The sequence below is a fragment of the Nitrospira sp. Nam74 genome (genome assembly GCF_965152615.1).
Map to the genome: position 1 here is coordinate 975631 of NZ_OZ224220.1, position 17824 is coordinate 993454.

The 17824-nt window shown below is 54.0% G+C and carries 16 protein-coding genes; 6 read left to right on the plus strand and 10 right to left on the minus strand.

Annotation, left to right across the window (positions count from 1 at the left end; all coding sequences use genetic code 11):
- Positions 1–39: 39 nt before the first annotated feature.
- The 10 genes from nagB to ACWHYZ_RS04825 form a co-directional block, all read right to left on the minus strand.
- Complete coding sequence (gene nagB, locus ACWHYZ_RS04780) at positions 40–846, minus strand: glucosamine-6-phosphate deaminase (RefSeq protein WP_447986145.1); 807 nt, start codon at positions 844–846, stop codon at positions 40–42.
- 49 nt (positions 847–895) lie between these two features.
- Complete coding sequence (locus tag ACWHYZ_RS04785) at positions 896–1456, minus strand: hemerythrin domain-containing protein (protein WP_447986146.1); 561 nt, start codon at positions 1454–1456, stop codon at positions 896–898.
- Between the two features lie 100 nt (positions 1457–1556).
- Positions 1557–2513 (minus strand): M28 family peptidase, encoded by a 957-nt coding sequence (locus ACWHYZ_RS04790; RefSeq protein WP_447986147.1) that lies wholly within the window; start codon positions 2511–2513, stop codon positions 1557–1559.
- Positions 2514–2529: 16 nt separating this feature from the next.
- Positions 2530–3408 carry an SDR family oxidoreductase gene (locus tag ACWHYZ_RS04795; protein WP_447986148.1) on the minus strand — a complete coding sequence of 293 codons (879 nt, stop codon included), beginning with the start codon at positions 3406–3408 and terminating at the stop codon, positions 2530–2532.
- Positions 3409–3477: 69 nt separating this feature from the next.
- Positions 3478–4359 carry an MBL fold metallo-hydrolase gene (locus ACWHYZ_RS04800; protein WP_447986149.1) on the minus strand — a complete coding sequence of 294 codons (882 nt, stop codon included), beginning with the start codon at positions 4357–4359 and terminating at the stop codon, positions 3478–3480.
- Between the two features lie 376 nt (positions 4360–4735).
- Positions 4736–5308 carry a hemerythrin domain-containing protein gene (locus ACWHYZ_RS04805; protein WP_447986150.1) on the minus strand — a complete coding sequence of 191 codons (573 nt, stop codon included), beginning with the start codon at positions 5306–5308 and terminating at the stop codon, positions 4736–4738.
- 410 nt (positions 5309–5718) lie between these two features.
- Positions 5719–6153: a response regulator gene (locus tag ACWHYZ_RS04810; RefSeq protein WP_447986151.1), complete on the minus strand. Its 435-nt coding sequence runs from the start codon at positions 6151–6153 to the stop codon at positions 5719–5721.
- Between the two features lie 99 nt (positions 6154–6252).
- A complete protein-coding gene (locus ACWHYZ_RS04815) occupies positions 6253–7830 on the minus strand; it encodes a cation:proton antiporter domain-containing protein (RefSeq protein ID WP_447986152.1) in 1578 nt (525 codons plus the stop codon).
- A gap of 119 nt (positions 7831–7949) precedes the next feature.
- The gene (locus ACWHYZ_RS04820) at positions 7950–9512 is read right to left on the minus strand and encodes a RecQ family ATP-dependent DNA helicase (protein ID WP_447986153.1); all 1563 of its coding nucleotides are present in this window, start codon (positions 9510–9512) and stop codon (positions 7950–7952) included.
- Between the two features lie 776 nt (positions 9513–10288).
- Positions 10289–10909: a LuxR C-terminal-related transcriptional regulator gene (locus tag ACWHYZ_RS04825; RefSeq protein ID WP_447986154.1), complete on the minus strand. Its 621-nt coding sequence runs from the start codon at positions 10907–10909 to the stop codon at positions 10289–10291.
- 450 nt (positions 10910–11359) lie between these two features.
- Between ACWHYZ_RS04825 and ACWHYZ_RS04830 the strand changes: the two genes are divergently transcribed.
- The 6 genes from ACWHYZ_RS04830 (at position 11360) to ACWHYZ_RS04855 (ending at position 17817) form a co-directional block, all read left to right on the plus strand.
- On the plus strand, positions 11360–11749 hold the full coding sequence (locus tag ACWHYZ_RS04830; RefSeq protein WP_447986155.1) for a PilZ domain-containing protein: 390 nt from the start codon (positions 11360–11362) through the stop codon (positions 11747–11749).
- A gap of 70 nt (positions 11750–11819) precedes the next feature.
- Complete coding sequence (locus tag ACWHYZ_RS04835) at positions 11820–12533, plus strand: polysaccharide biosynthesis/export family protein (RefSeq protein ID WP_447986156.1); 714 nt, start codon at positions 11820–11822, stop codon at positions 12531–12533.
- Entirely contained in the window at positions 12530–13144 is a 615-nt protein-coding gene (locus tag ACWHYZ_RS04840) for a polysaccharide biosynthesis/export family protein (protein WP_447986157.1), read from the plus strand. Before ACWHYZ_RS04835 ends, ACWHYZ_RS04840 begins: the two co-directional genes overlap by 4 nt.
- A gap of 94 nt (positions 13145–13238) precedes the next feature.
- On the plus strand, positions 13239–14390 hold the full coding sequence (locus ACWHYZ_RS04845) for a hypothetical protein (RefSeq protein WP_447986158.1): 1152 nt from the start codon (positions 13239–13241) through the stop codon (positions 14388–14390).
- A gap of 2 nt (positions 14391–14392) precedes the next feature.
- A complete protein-coding gene (locus tag ACWHYZ_RS04850) occupies positions 14393–16765 on the plus strand; it encodes an XrtA system polysaccharide chain length determinant (RefSeq protein ID WP_447986159.1) in 2373 nt (790 codons plus the stop codon).
- A gap of 5 nt (positions 16766–16770) precedes the next feature.
- Positions 16771–17817, plus strand: coding sequence for a TIGR03013 family XrtA/PEP-CTERM system glycosyltransferase (locus tag ACWHYZ_RS04855; protein WP_447986160.1), 1047 nt, complete (start codon positions 16771–16773; stop codon positions 17815–17817).
- Positions 17818–17824: the final 7 nt, after the last annotated feature.

Below are 17824 nucleotides of genomic sequence, written 5' to 3' on the forward strand. Positions count from 1 at the left end.
AAAAGGGCAGTGATGCCGATCGATCAGCGTGCGTCACGCTTATGACTCAAGGCCCCACAAGCGTTGAGGGGTGATCTTCCGCGTCATGTCCATCGTTCGCCGGTAGTCGTCAATGTGGCGCAGCCGGGCAGCAGCCTCCTGATCGACCAGCACCGTCACCTGAGGATGAAATTGCAGCACCGATGCCGTCACAGACGCCGTCACAGGTCCTTCTACGGCTGCCGCGACGGCATGGGCCTTGTGTTCACCTGACGCAAGCAAGAGAATTTTCCTCGCCTCCAGGATAGTGCCTAGTCCCATTGTAATGGCGCACTCCGGAACCTCCTCGTGCGGACCGAAAAAGCGACGGTTGTCCTTACGGGTTTGCGTCGCCAATGTTTTAAGCCGTGTCCTGGAGTTGAGACTTGATCCCGCTTCGTTGAACCCGAGATGGCCTTCTTTGCCAATGCCTACAATCTGCAGATCAATCCCTCCGGCCTCACGAATACAGCCTTCGTACCACGCGCAATACTCACCATACGAGTCTCGTAATGTTCCCTCCGGCATGTGAATGTTCTCCGGCCGGACATTGACATGATCGAAAAAATGTCGCGCCATGTAGGCGTGGTAACTTTGCGGATGCTGTGGCGGAAGGCCCAGATACTCGTCCAGATTAAACGTCACGACGTGCGAAAAATCGAGCCCCTCTTCGCGGCGGAGCCGGACCAACTCGCGGTACATACCCATGGGCGTACCACCGGTCGCCAAGCCGAGCGTCACATGCGAGCGAGTGTTCACCGCATAGGCGACCATCCGGGCCGCGTCTCGACTCAGCGAGCGATCATCGTCTTCCAGTACGACCAACACGAGGGGCCGGCTCCAGTCCCACAGAGCGTGCTGTACGTGGCCTCACAGCTCACGCAGCCATGGACGAGGCCACCGCAATCCGACGCTGTTGCATCTGTTCCCCAAGCGCGTTGACGTCCAGTTTGAGACGGGCAGCCGGGAAAATCAGCTCTTCCTCTTCCGAGACGTGATCCAGCACGGCGTCTTTCAGTTCACCAAAGCGGGTCTTGTAGTCGGCGGACTGCGCGTCCATCCCCTTCAGTTCCTGAATAAGATCCTTCACGATTTGGTGCTCTTCATATGAGACGGCGATGATATCGTCGCTGTCATCCGATTCTTCAACATCCATGTCTTCATCCAACTCTTCTTCCTCTTCGGTTGATGACGCTTCTTCACTCACTTCTTCATCTTCAATGACATCCTCAAAGTTGATGTGCTCGCGCACGGCCGGATAAAAAATCTCCTCCTCGAGAATGGTATGAAGAGTCAGCTCATTGAAGATCTGGGTGGCGATCGCCTGACGCTCGCCAACCTCGGCCCGTTCAAATTGACCGAACAGATCGGTGACAGTTTCGTGATCCTTTTTCAGCATATCGACGGCATTGGTGTCTTCTCGTGGTGTCTGGGCCATAGGACCTCCTCTTGTGTGACAGCCTCATTCTGCCCCGTGCCGCCGGCGTAGGGGTATCAGGCAGTGACTCTCCTGCGCGTCTCAATTTGTGTGATGGGTTCTATCGGTGTTTGGCGTAGGAAGTCCGCACATTGACGCCACTGACCGTGTCCGAGAGAGAAGCGATGGCATGGCGAAGACCAATGACAACATCGGCCAGTGCCCGGTAGCTGAGCTTGTCCGGTGTGTCCTGAGTCGTGTGGTAGAAGGGATATCGGAAGGGTGCCGTGTCGGTAAGCATGAGAGCGGGATATCGGCATTGCCAAAACGACCAGTGATCCGACGATTTGACTCCGGGCAGGAAGCCCGGGACTGAGACCGGCATAATGGGAACCCGGGTGCCTTGACGCAACCAGCGCGCGACGTCACGGACCAGACGGCGCGACGGCCGATTACCAACCACGGCGAGAAAGTTCCCTTGAAATGGTCGTAGTAACGTGCGAACCGGCCAGGGATCACGCAAGGGCGGATCCAGGCAAGGGAAATAGCCAATTGTTTCTAAGCTTAACATGGCGACAATGCGTTCCCCTCGCCGCCGGCATTCCCTGGCATAGACAAGACTGCCCATTTTTGGGGTGCGGACGTACGGTGGCTCTTCATTCACAAAGAAGACGAAGCGGACAGTGCAGCCGAAGCGGTCATGAGCAAAGAGGCGGGCGAGAGCGAGCAGCGCCGCGACGCCGCTGCCATTATCATTGGCCCCTGGTCCCCCGCGAATTGAATCGTAATGCGCCCCGATGATGATGATTTCATCACGACCTATGGGGCCGGCCATTTCGACTTCCAGATTGTCGCAAAAACGACCATTGACCTCATAGGTGTATCGCGACACGGCGAGTCCGTAAGACTGCACCGAGGTGCGGATGAACGAAGCCGCCCGCTGCAAATTCTCGAAGCAGGCGATATTGCGTTCGCCAATATCACCGGCCAGCGTGTGTACGTCCGCCCGTAGCCGGTCGATGAGCGCCTCACGAGCCCCATACTCAGAGAGAGACAATACCGCGCCAGGTATCGGCATAGTGAGTGCGCCAACACTAACCGTTGACGATGGTCCCTCCATTTGGATGGAGCACCTGCCCGGTCATGTATGATGAATCGCCCGACGCGAGGAATACATAGCTTGGCGCGACTTCCTCCGGTTGCCCGACGCGTTTCAGCGGAACATTGGAACCGAACGTCTCGACTTTTTCTTTTGGAAAGGTGGACGGGATCAGCGGGGTCCAGATAGGCCCGGGGGCTACAGCATTCACGCGAATGCCTTTCTCCGCCAGGCCAAGCGCCAAGGACCGGGTAAAGGCCACAATCGCGCCTTTGGTAGAGGAGTAATCCAACAACTGCGGGTTGCCCTTGTAGGCGGTCACGGAAGTCGTATTGACGATTGCGCTCCCTTCCGGTAGATGCGGCACAGCGGCCTTCGTCATATAAAAACATGAAAAGATATTCGTCCGAAAGGTGCGCTCGAGTTGATCCGCGGTGATCCTCTCGATGCTGTCCTGCGGATGTTGCTCCGCGGCATTGTTGACAAGAATGTCGAGCCGGCCGAGCGATTCGACCGTACGGGCTACGGAGTCCTGGCAGAACGGCTCGTGACCGACGTCACCCGCGATGGCCATACATCGGCGCCCTTCCTTTTCGACGAGACGCTTCGTTTCCTCGGCGTCCTTATGCTCATTCAGATAGACGATGGCGATGTCCGCGCCTTCCCGTGCCAACGCGATCGCCACGGCTCGGCCAATGCCGCTATCGCCGCCGGTGATCAGCGCCACCTTGTGCTGGAGTTTCTGGCTGCCCCGATGGTCAGGATCGTCAGTTTTGGGGCGAGGGATCATTTCGGACTCAATGCCCGGTTGACGTGTCTGTTGTTGCGATGGCTGTTGTTGTTTGGGTTTCGGCTTCGATTGATCCGGCGACATGGATCGTTCCTCCCATGTTGAAATGTCACTTCGACTCGATGGGCGCTGCGACGGCTGTCGACTGTCGTGCTACGCCGGCTGAGGGCTTCGCGGACGTTGGCGTGGGACATCAAACGTATACGCCTCGCCATGACTCAAATACCGAACCCTTTCTTCGAGTCCGGCTGAGCGCACTTCTTTCTGGAAGTGACTGAGAGGCGATTTAAAGACTGTGTAATCGTTGTAGTGAACGGGAATGGCAAGCGTTGGTCGAATGAGCTTGATCGCTTCCACGCCTTGCTTTGCATCCATTGTCACCAGGACGCCGAGCACGCGCGTGCCGCCGAGGTGAAGCAAAGCCTGATCGATGTTGGGATACCGCCGGGGAATGGCATGGAGCGCATCGTGGACGAGTGTGTCACCCGTGATATAGAGGCGGAAGAGAGGCTCCCCCGTGGTGGTCTCGAACTCGAGCATGCTTCCCATGACGGGCGGAAGCAGGCGTGAAAAGAGCCACGGCCCATGGCGGCCGGGCATCGCAGTAAGCCGCAGACGTACCGAGCCCTTTGCCATTGTCACATCCTCCCACGTCCGGAGCGGCACCGTTCGATGAAACCCTATTTTCGCGAGCGTCCGTGCGGCCTTTGGGGTCGTGACGAGTGGGAGGGCGCGATCCAGCGTGCGTTCGACGACCCCATCGAAATGGTCCTCATGTAAATGCGACAGTACAATGGCGTCAAGGGGAGGCAGATCAGCCAATCCCATAGCCGGCTCAGTGAGTCGCCGCGACCGCAGGCCATATCCCAAGTGCACAAATTCTCCCCGATGTAAAAAATTCGGATCTGTGAGGATGGTGAACCCGGCGTACCGAATGAGCACCGTCGCGGTACCGATAAACAGGATCGAGCCCTGTCGCACGTCGGGAGTTCCATCCTGTGAAGGAAGGTCTAGATGCTGCAATGTTGCCTGCACGGTAGTGCCTCCACTAATAGTAAACCGCCTGCCTAGAAACGCAGGACTCGACGTCGCCGCGAACATTCTTTTGAATGTTCGGGCGTCGATGAGACTGCGTCAATATTGATGTCCCGAAGGACTGGATCCTTCGGCCCTGGAGGTGTCTTATCGGATTCGTTCGCCCGGCTTACGCCGTATTATTCATGAATGTCGTCGCGAAGCGGCTAAGGAGCTCAAACGAGATCTCGCAGATGATCAAAAAGGTCGTCCAGCGAGGCCGCAGGCAAAGCCAACACCGCAGGTGTACCCTCTGGGGTCCACTGAGGATGTTGGCGAGACGAGAACGAAGCTGGCGATCCTTTTTCATCATCCTGCCAAAAGCCACGCATGCGGCCTAGGCCGCCGTTCGTTTTCGACTTCGCCCGCGACCAGCCGACTTGGACGATTTCTTCTTCGAGCGCGATGGCCCTGCACTCGTCTTCGCCATCAATTTTTCTTTGCGCATCATGGCGTCTTGTCCCAATTCCATCAAATCAAGATCCGACTCTTCAGCCTGGGGAAAAACTTGCGATTCCTCTTCCTCAATGTGATGCTTCACCATCTCCGCCATGACCTTAAACTTGGCTCGATAGCGCTCATCCTTCGGTCCCATCTTGCGCAGTTCCTTCATCAGAAGCTCAACAGCGTGATGTTCTTCCAACGCCTCATCCATCAAGTCTTCTTCATCAATGGCGTCCCGAATGGCGGGGTAGACCAGTTCTTCCTCAAGCTTGGTGTGAATCTCCAACTCTATCAACGCCTGATCGGCGATGCGTTGCCGTGAGCGGTTGTCGGCGCCTTCGAATTCCTCGAATAGGTCCTGCACCTTGCGATGGTCTTCTCTTAGGAGCTCAACCGCGTTGACGCCGCCCTCTTCTCCCTGCTCATTTTCGTCAAAATTCTCGTCAGATTGTTCTCGTTGTTTCATGTGGTCTCCTTGAATGGCAAAAAGTAGACGAATAGTGTCTGTGCCATAGACTACTGGCGGTAATGGCGTGGCGCAATCGGAGGCACACGACTGAGGCGTAGTGCCGACAGCCTACAAAGGAATAGCAGGGCAATGTTGCGAATCGTGTGTAGGCAGTACGTGAGCCGGTTATTCCATCAAGCCGCCGCTAAGCGGCGAGAGCAAGCTGGGTCCGTTGTATTGACCCACGGAATTCCCGCGAGCCGGCACTTGCCAAGACATGGGATTTGCCGGAGGAGCTCTCGTTCCATCGTTTGTTGCAGGGCCGGATCACAACTGATGAGGCTTAGGGACAACAATGGGGTAGATGAAGGAGTTGCTCGTCAAGAATGAAAGAGTCGTGCGAATTTCCGGGAGGCCCGGCGCTGAGGTTATTGGAGGGCGCAGGAACGGGCTTGCTGCCACCGTCGTTCCTGGAGGGCTTGCTGAAGTAACGCGACAATGAACGTGGCATCGAGAGGCTTGGTCAGGAACGCGTATGCCCCTGCCGCTGAGGCCTGTCCACGAAGGCCATTTTCGCCGTGGCCGGTAATCAGAATCACGGGCGTGCTGGGCTGAACTTCGCGCATTTTCATTGTTAAGGCCACGCCATCCATGCCCGGCATACGAATGTCGCTGATAATGGCGTCATAGGGTTTATCCTGAACGAGCTGCAGCGCCACGTCGGGATTGTCAGCCGTATCGACAACGCAGCCGTGCAATCGTGACCGGAGCGTATCGGGCAATGCCATCAAGAGCGCCGGATCATCATCAATAAGCAAGAGACGATGGGGCAGAACGGCTGAAGTGTCTTCGGTATCAATCATGATGTGACTATGTATCACCTGTGCTCGGTACCGCCTATCAGTCATTGTGAAGGGGGATGTCGGACGACGGCCCTGAGAGATAAATTCTGGAGGGGACGTTTATGGAATGACTCTCACATGAACCGTGCCGATCGCCGTCGCGCCCTGCTGGTCGCTGACGAGGTATCCGAAGGTCGCAGAACCCGTAAACCCTCGATCAGGCTCATAAGTCACGTGGTCTTTGGCGAGGCGCACGGTGCCGTGGGTATCATCATTGGCCATGACTGCTATGACGGTCAGGACATCTCCATCGGGGTCCATATCGTTGGCCGTTAGGTCGGCGGAGGGGAAGGTCAAGGTCGCATTCTGGCGAGTGGACTTACGATCGGGATTAGCAACCGGCGGATCATTGATCGTATTGGCATCGACGGGAGGCACGGGCAACCAGGGTGGTGTCATGGTCTGAGCGGAACGATGAGGAGGACGTAACTGTTCGCCGAGTGTGCCGCTTCGTCGAAGGACGGCTTGCAACAAGAGCGGCGTGACGAAGGTCGTGAGTGTGCCCATGAGGACGAGAATCGAGAAGATCTTTTGGTCAATAAACCCATTCGTCAGGGCAATACTGGCGATGACCAGTTCCATAATCCCTCGGCCATTCAAGCCTATCCCCAGGGCAATACTGTCCTGCGTCGATTGCCCTGCCAACTGTCCCCCTAAAAACCCGCCTGCGATTTTTCCCACGAAAGAAATCACCAACACCGTCACGACTAATGGCCAGTCGGACAGCGTCGACGCATTGAATTCCAGGCCGATTGCAGCAAAAAACAACGGACCGAGAAATCCCATGGTAATGCGGGACGCTGTTTTCTGGACTTCCTTGAAGTTCGCAACCCCCAACCACTGATGGCTCAACAGCATGGACCCAAAAAATGCTCCCACGACGAAATGAAGACCGACTAGCTCCGACGTTCCCGCGAAGATCAGCACAAAGAGCAGGGTCAGGGCAAACAAAGCTTCTTTGCCTTTGAGCTCTGCGAGCCACCGGTTCAGCCACTGCCGGGACAACGGGATCCGTCCACTCGAGTACCGGATCAGGTGACTCGCGAGCAGCACGCATCCCATGAAGAACAACGTCTTAGCGAGAATCCAGAATGCGCCTTGTATATACGTCCGCCAATTTCCACCGTCCTGCTGCATTTCGAGAATAATGCCCAACATGAGCAGGGCGCTTACGTCATTTAAGATGGCGGCCGAGATAATCTGGCGGCCTAGCTTCGTCTGCAGGACGCCGAGATCCATGAGAATGCGCACACTGACCGGTAAGGCGGTAATTGCGATGCACAGCCCCAAGAAAATGTTCCGCGTCATATCGAAACCAAAGATCCATCCTGCCGCAATGCCCAGTGCTAACGGGACCACGAATCCCATGACGCCGACCCAAATACCTTTGCCTTTCATCGCTGTGCGCAAGTCATGGAGATCCATTTCCATACCGGCGAGAAAGACGAGCAACAGAACACCCAGCTCGGCGATGGCTTTGAGTTGCGGCGTCATCGCAATGAGGCCAAGGATCGAGGGGCCTAACAGAATTCCGGCGGCAATTTCGCCGATCATGGACGGCTGGTGGTACCGCTCGGCGATTTCCCCCGCAATACGAGAAACCACAAGCAACAGCAAGATGGATTCGATCAGGGGCATGTCACATTATACGAGAGACGTGAATCAGCATTCCGCGTTGGCCTTGAATCGGCCATACGAAGGAGACGGAAGCGCCTTCTATGTTGGAAGGGAGCCCTTTTTCATCATCCTGAAGGGTTCTACCCTTGTTGGGCAGTCTTGGCTCGTTTGCGTGGCAGCCGTGGATCGAACGGTGATCGGCGCCCTCGAGGCTTGCGTTCAGTATCGATGACCGTGTTGGTCAGGCCGTCGCGACAGTTGTCGCAATGGCCGCAGTCTGTCGGAGGCTCGTTTCCGAAATAGCGCGCCAAATATCGCACGCGGCACATGGTCGTCTGCCCGTAGCGCATCATGCGATCGAGCCGATCGCGATCGTCGGCATGGCGCTGCTCATATTCTTTGAGAAAAGAATCGAACTCATCGTTGGTGGAGAACTCGCGAAGTTTTCGGAGACGCCTCCCACGCTCGATAATGCCGGTCGCCTCCAACAGCGCCACAATGACTTTGATGCGATTCTTGTGCAGTCCTGTCGCGTCGACCACGGACGCCACCGTCACGCCTTTCTCCGATCCACTGTCTTTGGAGAGTTGACTGATCGTCTGATAGACCCGCAGCGATTCCTCGCGGTGTGGATATTTTCCGCCCAAAAAATAGGCTTGTACCCGCCGATCTTCTAACCGGTACAGCAGGACGGCCCTGGCGGGTTGGCCGTCGCGTCCGGCACGTCCGGCTTCTTGGACGTAACTTTCGATGGAGTCGGGAAAGGCATAATGGACGACGGCCCGCAGGTTCTGTTTGTCGATGCCCAGGCCGAACGCTTTGGTGGCGACGATGAATTGGTAATGGTCCCTCATGAAGGCACGCTGCGTCTCTTCGCGGTCGTTGGCGTTCATCTTGCCATGGTAACGGCCTGCGCGAATCTGTTGTTGCAAGAGACGAGCATGCAGGTCATTCGCCTGCCGGATCGTCGGCACATACACAATGCCCGGTCCATCGTGTGTAGCGTGAACAATCTGCATAAGACGTTCAAACTTTTCGTCGTCGTTGACGGTCCTGAACACTTCGAAAAAGAGATTGGGACGTTCGATGCCGTGATTAACGACCAGGGCGTCCTCAATGTCGAGCTGCTTCAGGATGTCGGTTATGACGTCAGGCGTCGCGGTGGCGGTGAGGGCCAGCACGGGAGGCCGTCCTAACGTTCGAATCGCATCGCGGATGGCGAGATACGCAGGGCGAAAGTCATGGCCCCACTGCGACACACAATGTGCCTCATCCACCACAATTAGTGACACCCCCGACCGTTTGAGGATGTCGAGGTAGTCCGGATTTTCTAATCGCTCAGGCGTGATATAGATGAGTTCCGGCTCCCTGTCTCTAATATCTTGGATGGCATCGCGCTCCTCAGTGGCCGACAAGGTGGAATTCAAATTGGCCACCTCAATATTCTGGCCTATCAGTTTGGTTTCCTGATCCTGCATGAGCGAGATGAGCGGTGAGATGACAACAATCGCCCGTGGTAGAAACAGTGAGGGCAGCTGATAGCACAGTGATTTGCCGCCTCCAGTGGGCAAGATGCCGAGTGCGGACTTGCCGTCCATGACGGCTTGAATCAGCTCTCGTTGCCCTGGTCGGTAGGCGGTGACGCCAAAGCGCAGCCTGGCCTTTTTCTCGTTGAGGGGCGTCCAGCGCCAGGCTTCATTCATGTATGTGTGGGCTTACCAAGATGCAGCGCGACAATGCCAAGGTCTTCCTAGCCTGGATTATTTATGAATGCCGTCACGAAGCGGCTGAGAGGGAAGCCCGCCGGGACTTCTCGCAAGTGAGGGCGACGCAGGCGTACTTGCGGTCCGTCGAGGAGATCGAACGAGAAAAGCCCCGCCGGGCGAGAGGATCGGCCGCTGTAGTAGGTGTTCACGAATAGTCCAGGCTAAAGCTTAGTGTAACAAATGTTGAGCAGAATGTGTGGCGGGTGGCCGACAGTTTTGCCGGGTTCTTGAAAATCTTTCTAATATTCCGGTGAGCTATCCAATAGGATATTCAAAAAGGTCGACAATTGCACCCGCCCACCCCAAATGCGCCCAGACGCATTCCTTCCCGAGCAAGGCCGCAGGCGAAGCCAACACCGGAGGTGTACCAACATTTGACCCGCCCAGCCCTGAGCCGGCCAAGACCGACTCTTGCCCAGGGGTACATTGAGGATGCTGGCGAGACGAGAACGAAGCTGCCGGCCTTTTTCAACGTCCTACCTCAGGATTGTTGAGCAGAATGTGTGGCGGGTGACCAGCAGCTTTGCCGGGATCTTGAAAATCCTTCTGACATTCCGGTGAGCTATCCAATAGGATGTTCAAAAAGGTCGTGCAGCAAGGCTGCAGGGGAAGCCAACACCGCAGGTGTACCCTGTGGGGTACATTCAGGATGGTGGCGAGACGAGAACGAAGCTGCCGCCCTTTTTCAACATCCTAGCTAGGACAAGTGGCGCTCAGCCATGCAGCACTTGCGCGACAATCGCCGTGCGAGTCGAGCACTTCGTTTTTTCCATGATGTGCTTAATGTGAGCTTTAACGGTGGGCTCGGTAATCCCCAGGGCTGAGGCAATTTCCTTGTTCGTAAATCCCTTGGCTAGGTTTTGCACCACGCTTTGTTCGCGGTTGGTCAACTGAAAACGTTCCTGAATTTGTTGCGCCACGCGTTCTCGCCGTCCCATCGCCTCCATCACGATTAAGACACGAGAGTCCGGTCCCGGAAGTCCGAATCCGCGGAGCAAGATCGGTCGTTTCGGGTCGCCGACCAAGCGCCTCACCTCGAGCTGTTCCCAATCCTTTGATGCCAACTGTCCTTTAAGAAGGGTGTGGATTTCTGTGCAGATGTCAGTGACGGCCGTGGGAAGCAATCCACCGGCTTTAACCGTCTCGGCGACGGTTTGAGCGTCATTAATATGGCGGATCAGCTCCCAGCCGCGTCGATTCATATGGAGCAGCCGGTTATCCGTCGACAGGATGATCAGTCCAGGTCCTCCACGTAAGTCAGCTATCCCCTGTAAATCATGATAAAATCCAACCGGTGCTTCCATTGTCGTGCCCCTATCCGTGCCCTTGTTCATGTCACTCCCTTTGATCGTACTTTCGGCCCTGATCCAATTTACCTAGGTTGGTACCATATAGATAAGTTCGAAAATAATCAATCAGACTAAAGTCGAAGATCTGCGAAAAAACATAATTACTACAACTAAGCAGTCATATAAATAGATAAGTTATTCAGTATGTTACTGATGAAGTTATATACGCAACGCTCGCATGAGTATCCTCGTTAAAAATACGACGATGTACTAAGTACGGAAGTCGCATTGAAGGAGTGAGGGCGGTTGTCGGCACTGTGGCGAAGGTGAAATCAACCATGCTTCTTTCGTAGGGGGCACAACAGTACTTCAGATGGATTGAGCTAGGAAAACTAAGGTAGTACTGTAGCTTACACATGCGCGGGTATAGGACAGCAGGTTTGACACCCTCGTTCAAGATGGTACGCTAAACAGCACTACTTAATGGGACACGATATGGCTGTGCATCTCGGGATGGAGACTGGAGGAGACATGATGGCGGCACCGGACTGGGAGTGGCGGACGGCGCCAAGCCAGCAAAAACATAGCGAGCGAGTCACCATGATTCGCCCGATTGAGTATGAGAGCACCAGCCCGATCGATCCGGACCTGTTCGAAGAGCAATTCCATAGTCGACAGGGCAAGGCCCTGACCCTGAACATCAGCTCGGGCGGCATGTTGCTCGTTATGGATCATGCGCCAGGCCTCCTGCAGCTCCTCAAGGTGCACGTGCCTATCCCGATCCAGAAAACCCACATCCCGACGTTGGCAGAAGTCGCCTGGACTCGACCGCTCCCAATGGGGCCACAGGATTTACACTTCGTAGGACTCAAGTTTGTACTCTAATCCACGGCTTTCTCGTGAAAACCTTGCGACAGATTCCAAGACGATAAAGGCTCATCGGCCAGGAGGCAGTATGAATCGTCTATTTATATGGAGCGTAACAACTGGGCTGTATGTCGGGCTCTCACTTGGAGCGGCCTTGGCCCAGCAGGCGGCGCCCATAGCGACCAAGTCACCCACCTCGACGTCTGCACTGAGCCTACCGAGCACGGTCACATCGCCGGCACCCGTTACAGCGCATCAAACGGCTGAGAAGTCCTCGTTGATTGTGACGAAGGAGTACATCATTGGACCCGAGGATGTGCTCGAAATCACGGTTTGGCGGAATCAGGACCTGTCTAAGGTGGTGGCAGTCCGGCCCGATGGGCGAATTTCCATGCCCTTGATCGGCGACGTGACGGCGGTGGGAAGAACTCCATCACAGCTCACGGAGGAAATCACAGCACGACTGAAGGAGTTCAAGGAAAATCCGTCGATTGCCATCGTCGTGAAGGAAGTGAACAGCTACACGGTGTTTGTTCTGGGTGAAGTGCAAAAGCCGGGAAGGTACCCACTTAAGAGTAAGACGACGCTGCTGCAGGGCATCACGATGGCCGGCGGGTTCACCCCCATGGCGTCGCGAAACAAGATGGTGGTCTTTCGATTTGTTGATAACGGGTCGGGTGATGAACGGATTAAGGCAAGTTACGACGATATCGTCCTGCGTGACGGCTCTCGTCAGAATGTTGAACTCAAGCCTGGAGACACCGTGGTGGTTCCAGCGGAAACAATGGTGTTGATGCCATGAACGTAAAGTTTTTGAACCAAACTGCTTCGGCATGTCTAGCGATTCTTCTGATCGTCGCCGTCGCGGGATGTACGTCTCGTTCCGGGAATCTGAAAGAAACTCAGACAACTCCAACGGATTTCTTTTTAGGGCCCGAAGATGTGTTGGAAATAACAGTGTGGCGCAATCAGGACCTATCACGCCAGACCGTCGTCAGGCCGGATGGCATGGTCTCGATGCCGCTGATTGGCGATGTGCAGGCCAGTGGTTTCACGGCCAACCAGCTTGCGGCCCGGATCGCGGACCGGCTCAAGGAATTCAAGGAAAGCCCGTCCGTGTCGGTCAGCGTTAAAGAAGTCAACAGCTACAACATTTTCGTTTTGGGCGAAGTGCAGAAACCCGGAAAGTACCAACTCAAATCGAATACGTCAGTGCTACAAGCGATAGCAGTAGCAGGTGGCTTCACGATTTATGCTTCAAAAAACAGGATGCAGGTGGTGACGACTGAAGTCAATGGTGATGGACGACCGCACGAGATTCGTATTCCCGTGCGCTACAGCGAACTTCTAAGCGGAAAAGGAGATCGAGGAAATTTTGTCCTGAAATCGGGGGACATCGTTGTGGTGCCATAGGGTTAGTGGGCGGGATCTCCCAACGGCACCTTTTGTCGTCACGGGTCTAATCCTAGCGGTATTGATTCCCCAAGAGCTCTGGGCAGAGCCATTGTTGGTTCAATCAGAGACCAAGCTGATTCCGGCACTGACAATTGCTGAGCGGTACGATAGCAATGTCTTTTTCATACAAGGAAAGAATCTCGAAGATTATGTCACCACCTTTACACCTCAACTCAGGCTTGACCATTCAGGACGGCTGATATCAGGGAGTCTATTAACATCCTTGACCGGAGAGTATTACGTCAAAAATCCGGGGTTCAACTATATTGCGCCCAGTGCTGCTCTTAACCTGAACTTGGACGACTTGATAGGACAGTTGGACAGAAAAGCTAAGTTGAAGGTGAGCGATAACTTCATGTTTACGCCAAAACCGTTGGCCTTTATTGGACCTGAATCAGGAAGTGAGGTTCCCGACACTTTTGTGCGAGGAATTCAGGCGTCGCGTGCGAATGCTCTCATGAACATGGCCATGGCTACCGCGGCATACCAGTTCACTCCTGGCGTGACGCTACAAGGGACCTATACACATTCCATAATGCGATTCGGGACTGTATTGGTCCAGCCAAGCGTCGGAAGGTTCTTCGATACGACTTTCCAAAACTATAGTATCGGCCCTCAATTTCAGGTCACAGCGCTTGACGTGTTGAGTCTGAACTATCAAGGCTCTCGTGCGGAGTTCGGTCAGGACGGCGTCTTCAGCTCAAGTTTTAAAACTCAAGGAGGAACATTGGGGTGGAACCGAAAGCTGACCTCAACCTTAACGGGCAATGGCTCTGTGGGGTTAACGCAAATTGGTAGTGGATCGAGTGCAACAATAACCTATGTCGTTGATGCTTCCCTGCAGTGGCAGCGTGAGTATGGTGGAGCAATGTTGCGTTATTCTCGCTCAGTCTTCCCCAGTTTTTTTGTTGTAGCTGTTCCACTGCTTAGTCAAGTCATCACTGTATCAACCACCTATAATCTTTCTGGAGATCTATCACTAACGGGAAGTGCGAATTACGCAAGAAACGAATCTACCAGCGGCCAAATACCGTTAAATTTTGACTCCTATGCGTTGTCTATGTCCCTGAGTTACACCATCACGCGGTCGATCAGTGCAATTGGTTCATTCACACACTCGCAGTTTAGCCAGTCGTTCTCAGGAAGTGACTTAACGTTTAATCGCAATGTCGCAAGTCTCAGTCTCAGAGGAGAGTGGAACTGACAATGACTACAGCATCCTCGACATCGATAAGCCCACAAGATTACTGGAACATGGTGATGCGGAAGAAATGGCTGGCTTTGTCCATCTTTCTTCTGTCGGTAGGTGTTGCGATAACTTTGTGCTTTATCATACCGAAAAGCTATCGCTCCAGTACGTTAATCGTCGTTGAAGATCAAAAGATTCCAGAGAATTATGTCAAAGGAATTGTCGGTTCAAACATAGAAGAGCGGCTCACAATGATTCAGCAGCAGGTGATGAGCCGTACCCTACTCAGTCAGGTCATTGAGGAATTTAAGCTCTACCAGGATGATGCGAGAAAGCAGGGGATCGAGAGTGTGGTTGAGCGCATTCGTAAAGGCATTAAGGTGGACATGTATGGAACTACGGGAGGTGGCGGTAGAGGCTCCATAGAAGCATTTAAGATCTCTTTTGCCCATGAGAGTCCCGTAATCGCGATGAAAGTGACGGCAAAGGTGGCTTCTCAATTCATCGAGCAAAATTTGAAAGTGAGAGAACAGTTGGTCGAGGGAGCGTCGGAGTTCATCGAACAAGAATTAAACCTGGCCAAGAGCAGATTAGAATCCCAAGAACAAGCCATCAGCACTTTTAAATCAAAGTACATGGGTGAACTACCTGGCCAAATGGAGGCCAATCTTCGAGCATTGGATCGACTTCAGAGCGATCGAACGGCAATTACTGAAGGCCTCAGTCGTTTGAACGATCGTCTCGGCATGGTTGAAAAGGCGATGAAAGAGTATGAAGCCACCGGTGTAACGAGCCCGGGCGTTCCTGTGATGCAAGGGAGAGGCGTTGATCCGGTCGCTGTTCGTCTGAAAGAACTTGAAAGAAACTTGGCCACGCTAACTGCCGAATATAAAGACAACTATCCGGATATTATTTCGACCAAGCAGGAAATTGAAAAAGTAAAGGCACAGCTAGCTGGTAAGACAGATGATGGCGAAGCAAAAATCGAATCCAAGAGCATTCCGATCGATCCATACCTAAGGGAACTTCATAAGCAAAGAGACGAAATTAAATCTGATATTGCCGCACTAAAAGAACGCCATATTCGGCTGACCGGCCAGATGAAAGATTTCGAGGGGCGAGTGGAGCGCTCTCCTGCCCGTGAGCAAGAATTGATGATCTTGCTTCGTGACTACGGGAACCTAGGTGAGAACTATCGCTCTCTTCTGGACAAAAGATTGAACGCACGAGTTGCTGAGAATTTGGAAAAAAGGCAGAAAGGTGAGCAGTTCCGAATCATCGATCCTGCCAATTTACCGGAAAAACCAGAAAAGCCCGACATTATGAAAATCATGCTGATGGGCCTTGCAATAGGGTGCGGCCTGGGAGTTGGAGCACCGATTGCGTTAGAACAATTTCAACCGGCATTTAGAAAATCCGAGGAGGTGGAGTCGCTATTGGGACTTCCAATCCTCGCATCTATTCCCCTATTTCACACCGCCTTTGGGATGTCCGCTCGAACATCGACAAAACTATTGGGCTATGCCGGTGGACCTTCGCAGCCGACTCAACCAGTTCCAGCTCTGTATTTAGAAAAAGCAGAATCCGGACTGAATGGAAATGGTCATAAGGCACCGTCCAATGGTGCCGAAAAAGCATGGATACGGCCTTGGGCAAAATGGAAAGCTTCACCGGTTTCTTCGGAGGAGTTTCCTGTCGAATTGAATCTCGTAAGCAAGTGGAGACCTTGGTCTGTCGTCACAGAACAGTTTCGCGTCGCGGCAACGCGCCTGACCCTTATGCAGGGCAATCGAGGTAGTACGGTGATCATTGTTACGAGCGCCGTCAAAGGCGAAGGCAAATCAGCGGTGGCCGTCAATCTTGGCTATGTACTCGCACGCGATCTCGGCAAGTCGACATTGATCATTGATGCCGATCTCAAGCGCCCGGTGGTTCATGGCTATATGAGCAATCCATTAGCTCCAGGGCTACAGGATCTTCTTGAAGGCGAGCAATCGATCGATGCGTGTCTACATCCGCAAGGGGAATTGCCTCTCTGGGTCATGCCGTCAGGCACACCAGCGGACCAAACAATCGAACTATCTAAAATTAATCGGCTGAGCGAGACCATTACGCAGCTGCGCGGACGATTCGACTACATCATTCTGGATGCACCTCCCATTCTTCCGTTGGCTGATATGCATGTCTTGTCAGGTATGGCCGATGTCGTGGCAATGGTGATACGCGCCGGCATCACACGGCAGGCAGTCGTGCAAAAGGCGCTCAGTACCCTGAAGTTGGGCACGGCTCCCTGTATCGTCTTGAACGGATTGCAAGCTGAAGTCATCCCTTATTACATGCAGGAAGGGTACGACTATTTTTCTCAGAAAAAGGAACTCCCTCGCGCATGAACGCTATGAGAGAGTCGGTTAATACCACGGCAACCGTACCCAAATCTGTGCTTGGAGACCGTTCATTCTCGACACGACGGAGTCGCGTCTTGATACTGGGCGGCGACCAGCTCGCTAAGGAACTTGGACAGACACTCGTGTACAGGAGCAAGTTCCGTTACGAGCTGGTCGGGTTCTTGGAGGCCGATTCAGCGCGTATCGGAGAACGCATGGTGAATCCCGGCATTATCGGAAGTTTCGATCAATTGCCTGAGATCGTCGAGAGCTATCGCATCGGAACGATTGCAGTCTGTATGAGTGATAGGCGTGGGGGTCGACTGCCAGTGCAGATGTTGCTTGACGCGAAGGCGATGGGGGTCGAAGTTGTCGACGGTCATGATCTATATGAGCAAGAATCGGGACGGCTTTCGATAGATCTCTTAAAGCCGAGTACGCTCATCTTCTCCACGGGGTTTAGGCGACGTGCCCTGACAATGGGTCTAAAGCGTCTATTGGATGCCACAGTCTCTGCGCTAGGGTTGATCGTCCTTGCGCCTCTGTTCGCGTTCATTGCGGTACTGATCAAGTTGGAGTCCAAGGGACCGGTGTTTTATCACCAAACGCGTGTCGGACTCCGAGGAACGCCTTACTCTATTTGGAAGTTCCGGTCCATGCAGGCAGACGCGGAGGCTGAGGGGGCACGCTGGGCAGTAAAGGGGGATAGTCGGATAACGCGAGTCGGGAAGTGGCTCAGAAAACTGAGAGTTGATGAGCTCCCCCAATTGATCAACGTGTGGAAGGGGGAAATGAGTCTCGTTGGACCACGCCCCGAGAGGCCGGTCTTCGTCCAAGAGCTGCGCAACAAAATCCCATATTATGACCTCCGCTATACAGTCAGGCCTGGGATTACTGGATGGGCTCAGATCCGGTATCGCTATGCGGCAACGGAAGAAGAGTCCCATGTGAAGCTTCAATATGACTTGTATTACGTCAAAAATTTGTCTCTGGCTCTTGATGCTCAGATTTTGATTGAGACGGCTCGGGTCGTGTTGCTCGGTGAAGGGGCACACTAGGAAGTGG

Coding starts and splice junctions, on each gene's coding strand:
- ACWHYZ_RS04785 (WP_447986146.1), bottom strand. CDS start 1,456: ATGGCCCAGACACCACGAGAAGACACCAATGCCGTCGATATGCTGAAA.
- ACWHYZ_RS04790 (WP_447986147.1), bottom strand. CDS start 2,513: ATGCCGATACCTGGCGCGGTATTGTCTCTCTCTGAGTATGGGGCTCGT.
- ACWHYZ_RS04795 (WP_447986148.1), bottom strand. CDS start 3,408: ATGTCGCCGGATCAATCGAAGCCGAAACCCAAACAACAACAGCCATCG.
- ACWHYZ_RS04805 (WP_447986150.1), bottom strand. CDS start 5,308: ATGAAACAACGAGAACAATCTGACGAGAATTTTGACGAAAATGAGCAG.
- ACWHYZ_RS04810 (WP_447986151.1), bottom strand. CDS start 6,153: ATGATTGATACCGAAGACACTTCAGCCGTTCTGCCCCATCGTCTCTTG.
- ACWHYZ_RS04815 (WP_447986152.1), bottom strand. CDS start 7,830: ATGCCCCTGATCGAATCCATCTTGCTGTTGCTTGTGGTTTCTCGTATT.
- ACWHYZ_RS04820 (WP_447986153.1), bottom strand. CDS start 9,512: ATGAATGAAGCCTGGCGCTGGACGCCCCTCAACGAGAAAAAGGCCAGG.
- ACWHYZ_RS04825 (WP_447986154.1), bottom strand. CDS start 10,909: ATGAACAAGGGCACGGATAGGGGCACGACAATGGAAGCACCGGTTGGA.
- ACWHYZ_RS04830 (WP_447986155.1), top strand. CDS start 11,360: ATGGCTGTGCATCTCGGGATGGAGACTGGAGGAGACATGATGGCGGCA.
- ACWHYZ_RS04835 (WP_447986156.1), top strand. CDS start 11,820: ATGAATCGTCTATTTATATGGAGCGTAACAACTGGGCTGTATGTCGGG.
- ACWHYZ_RS04840 (WP_447986157.1), top strand. CDS start 12,530: ATGAACGTAAAGTTTTTGAACCAAACTGCTTCGGCATGTCTAGCGATT.
- ACWHYZ_RS04850 (WP_447986159.1), top strand. CDS start 14,393: ATGACTACAGCATCCTCGACATCGATAAGCCCACAAGATTACTGGAAC.
- ACWHYZ_RS04855 (WP_447986160.1), top strand. CDS start 16,771: ATGAGAGAGTCGGTTAATACCACGGCAACCGTACCCAAATCTGTGCTT.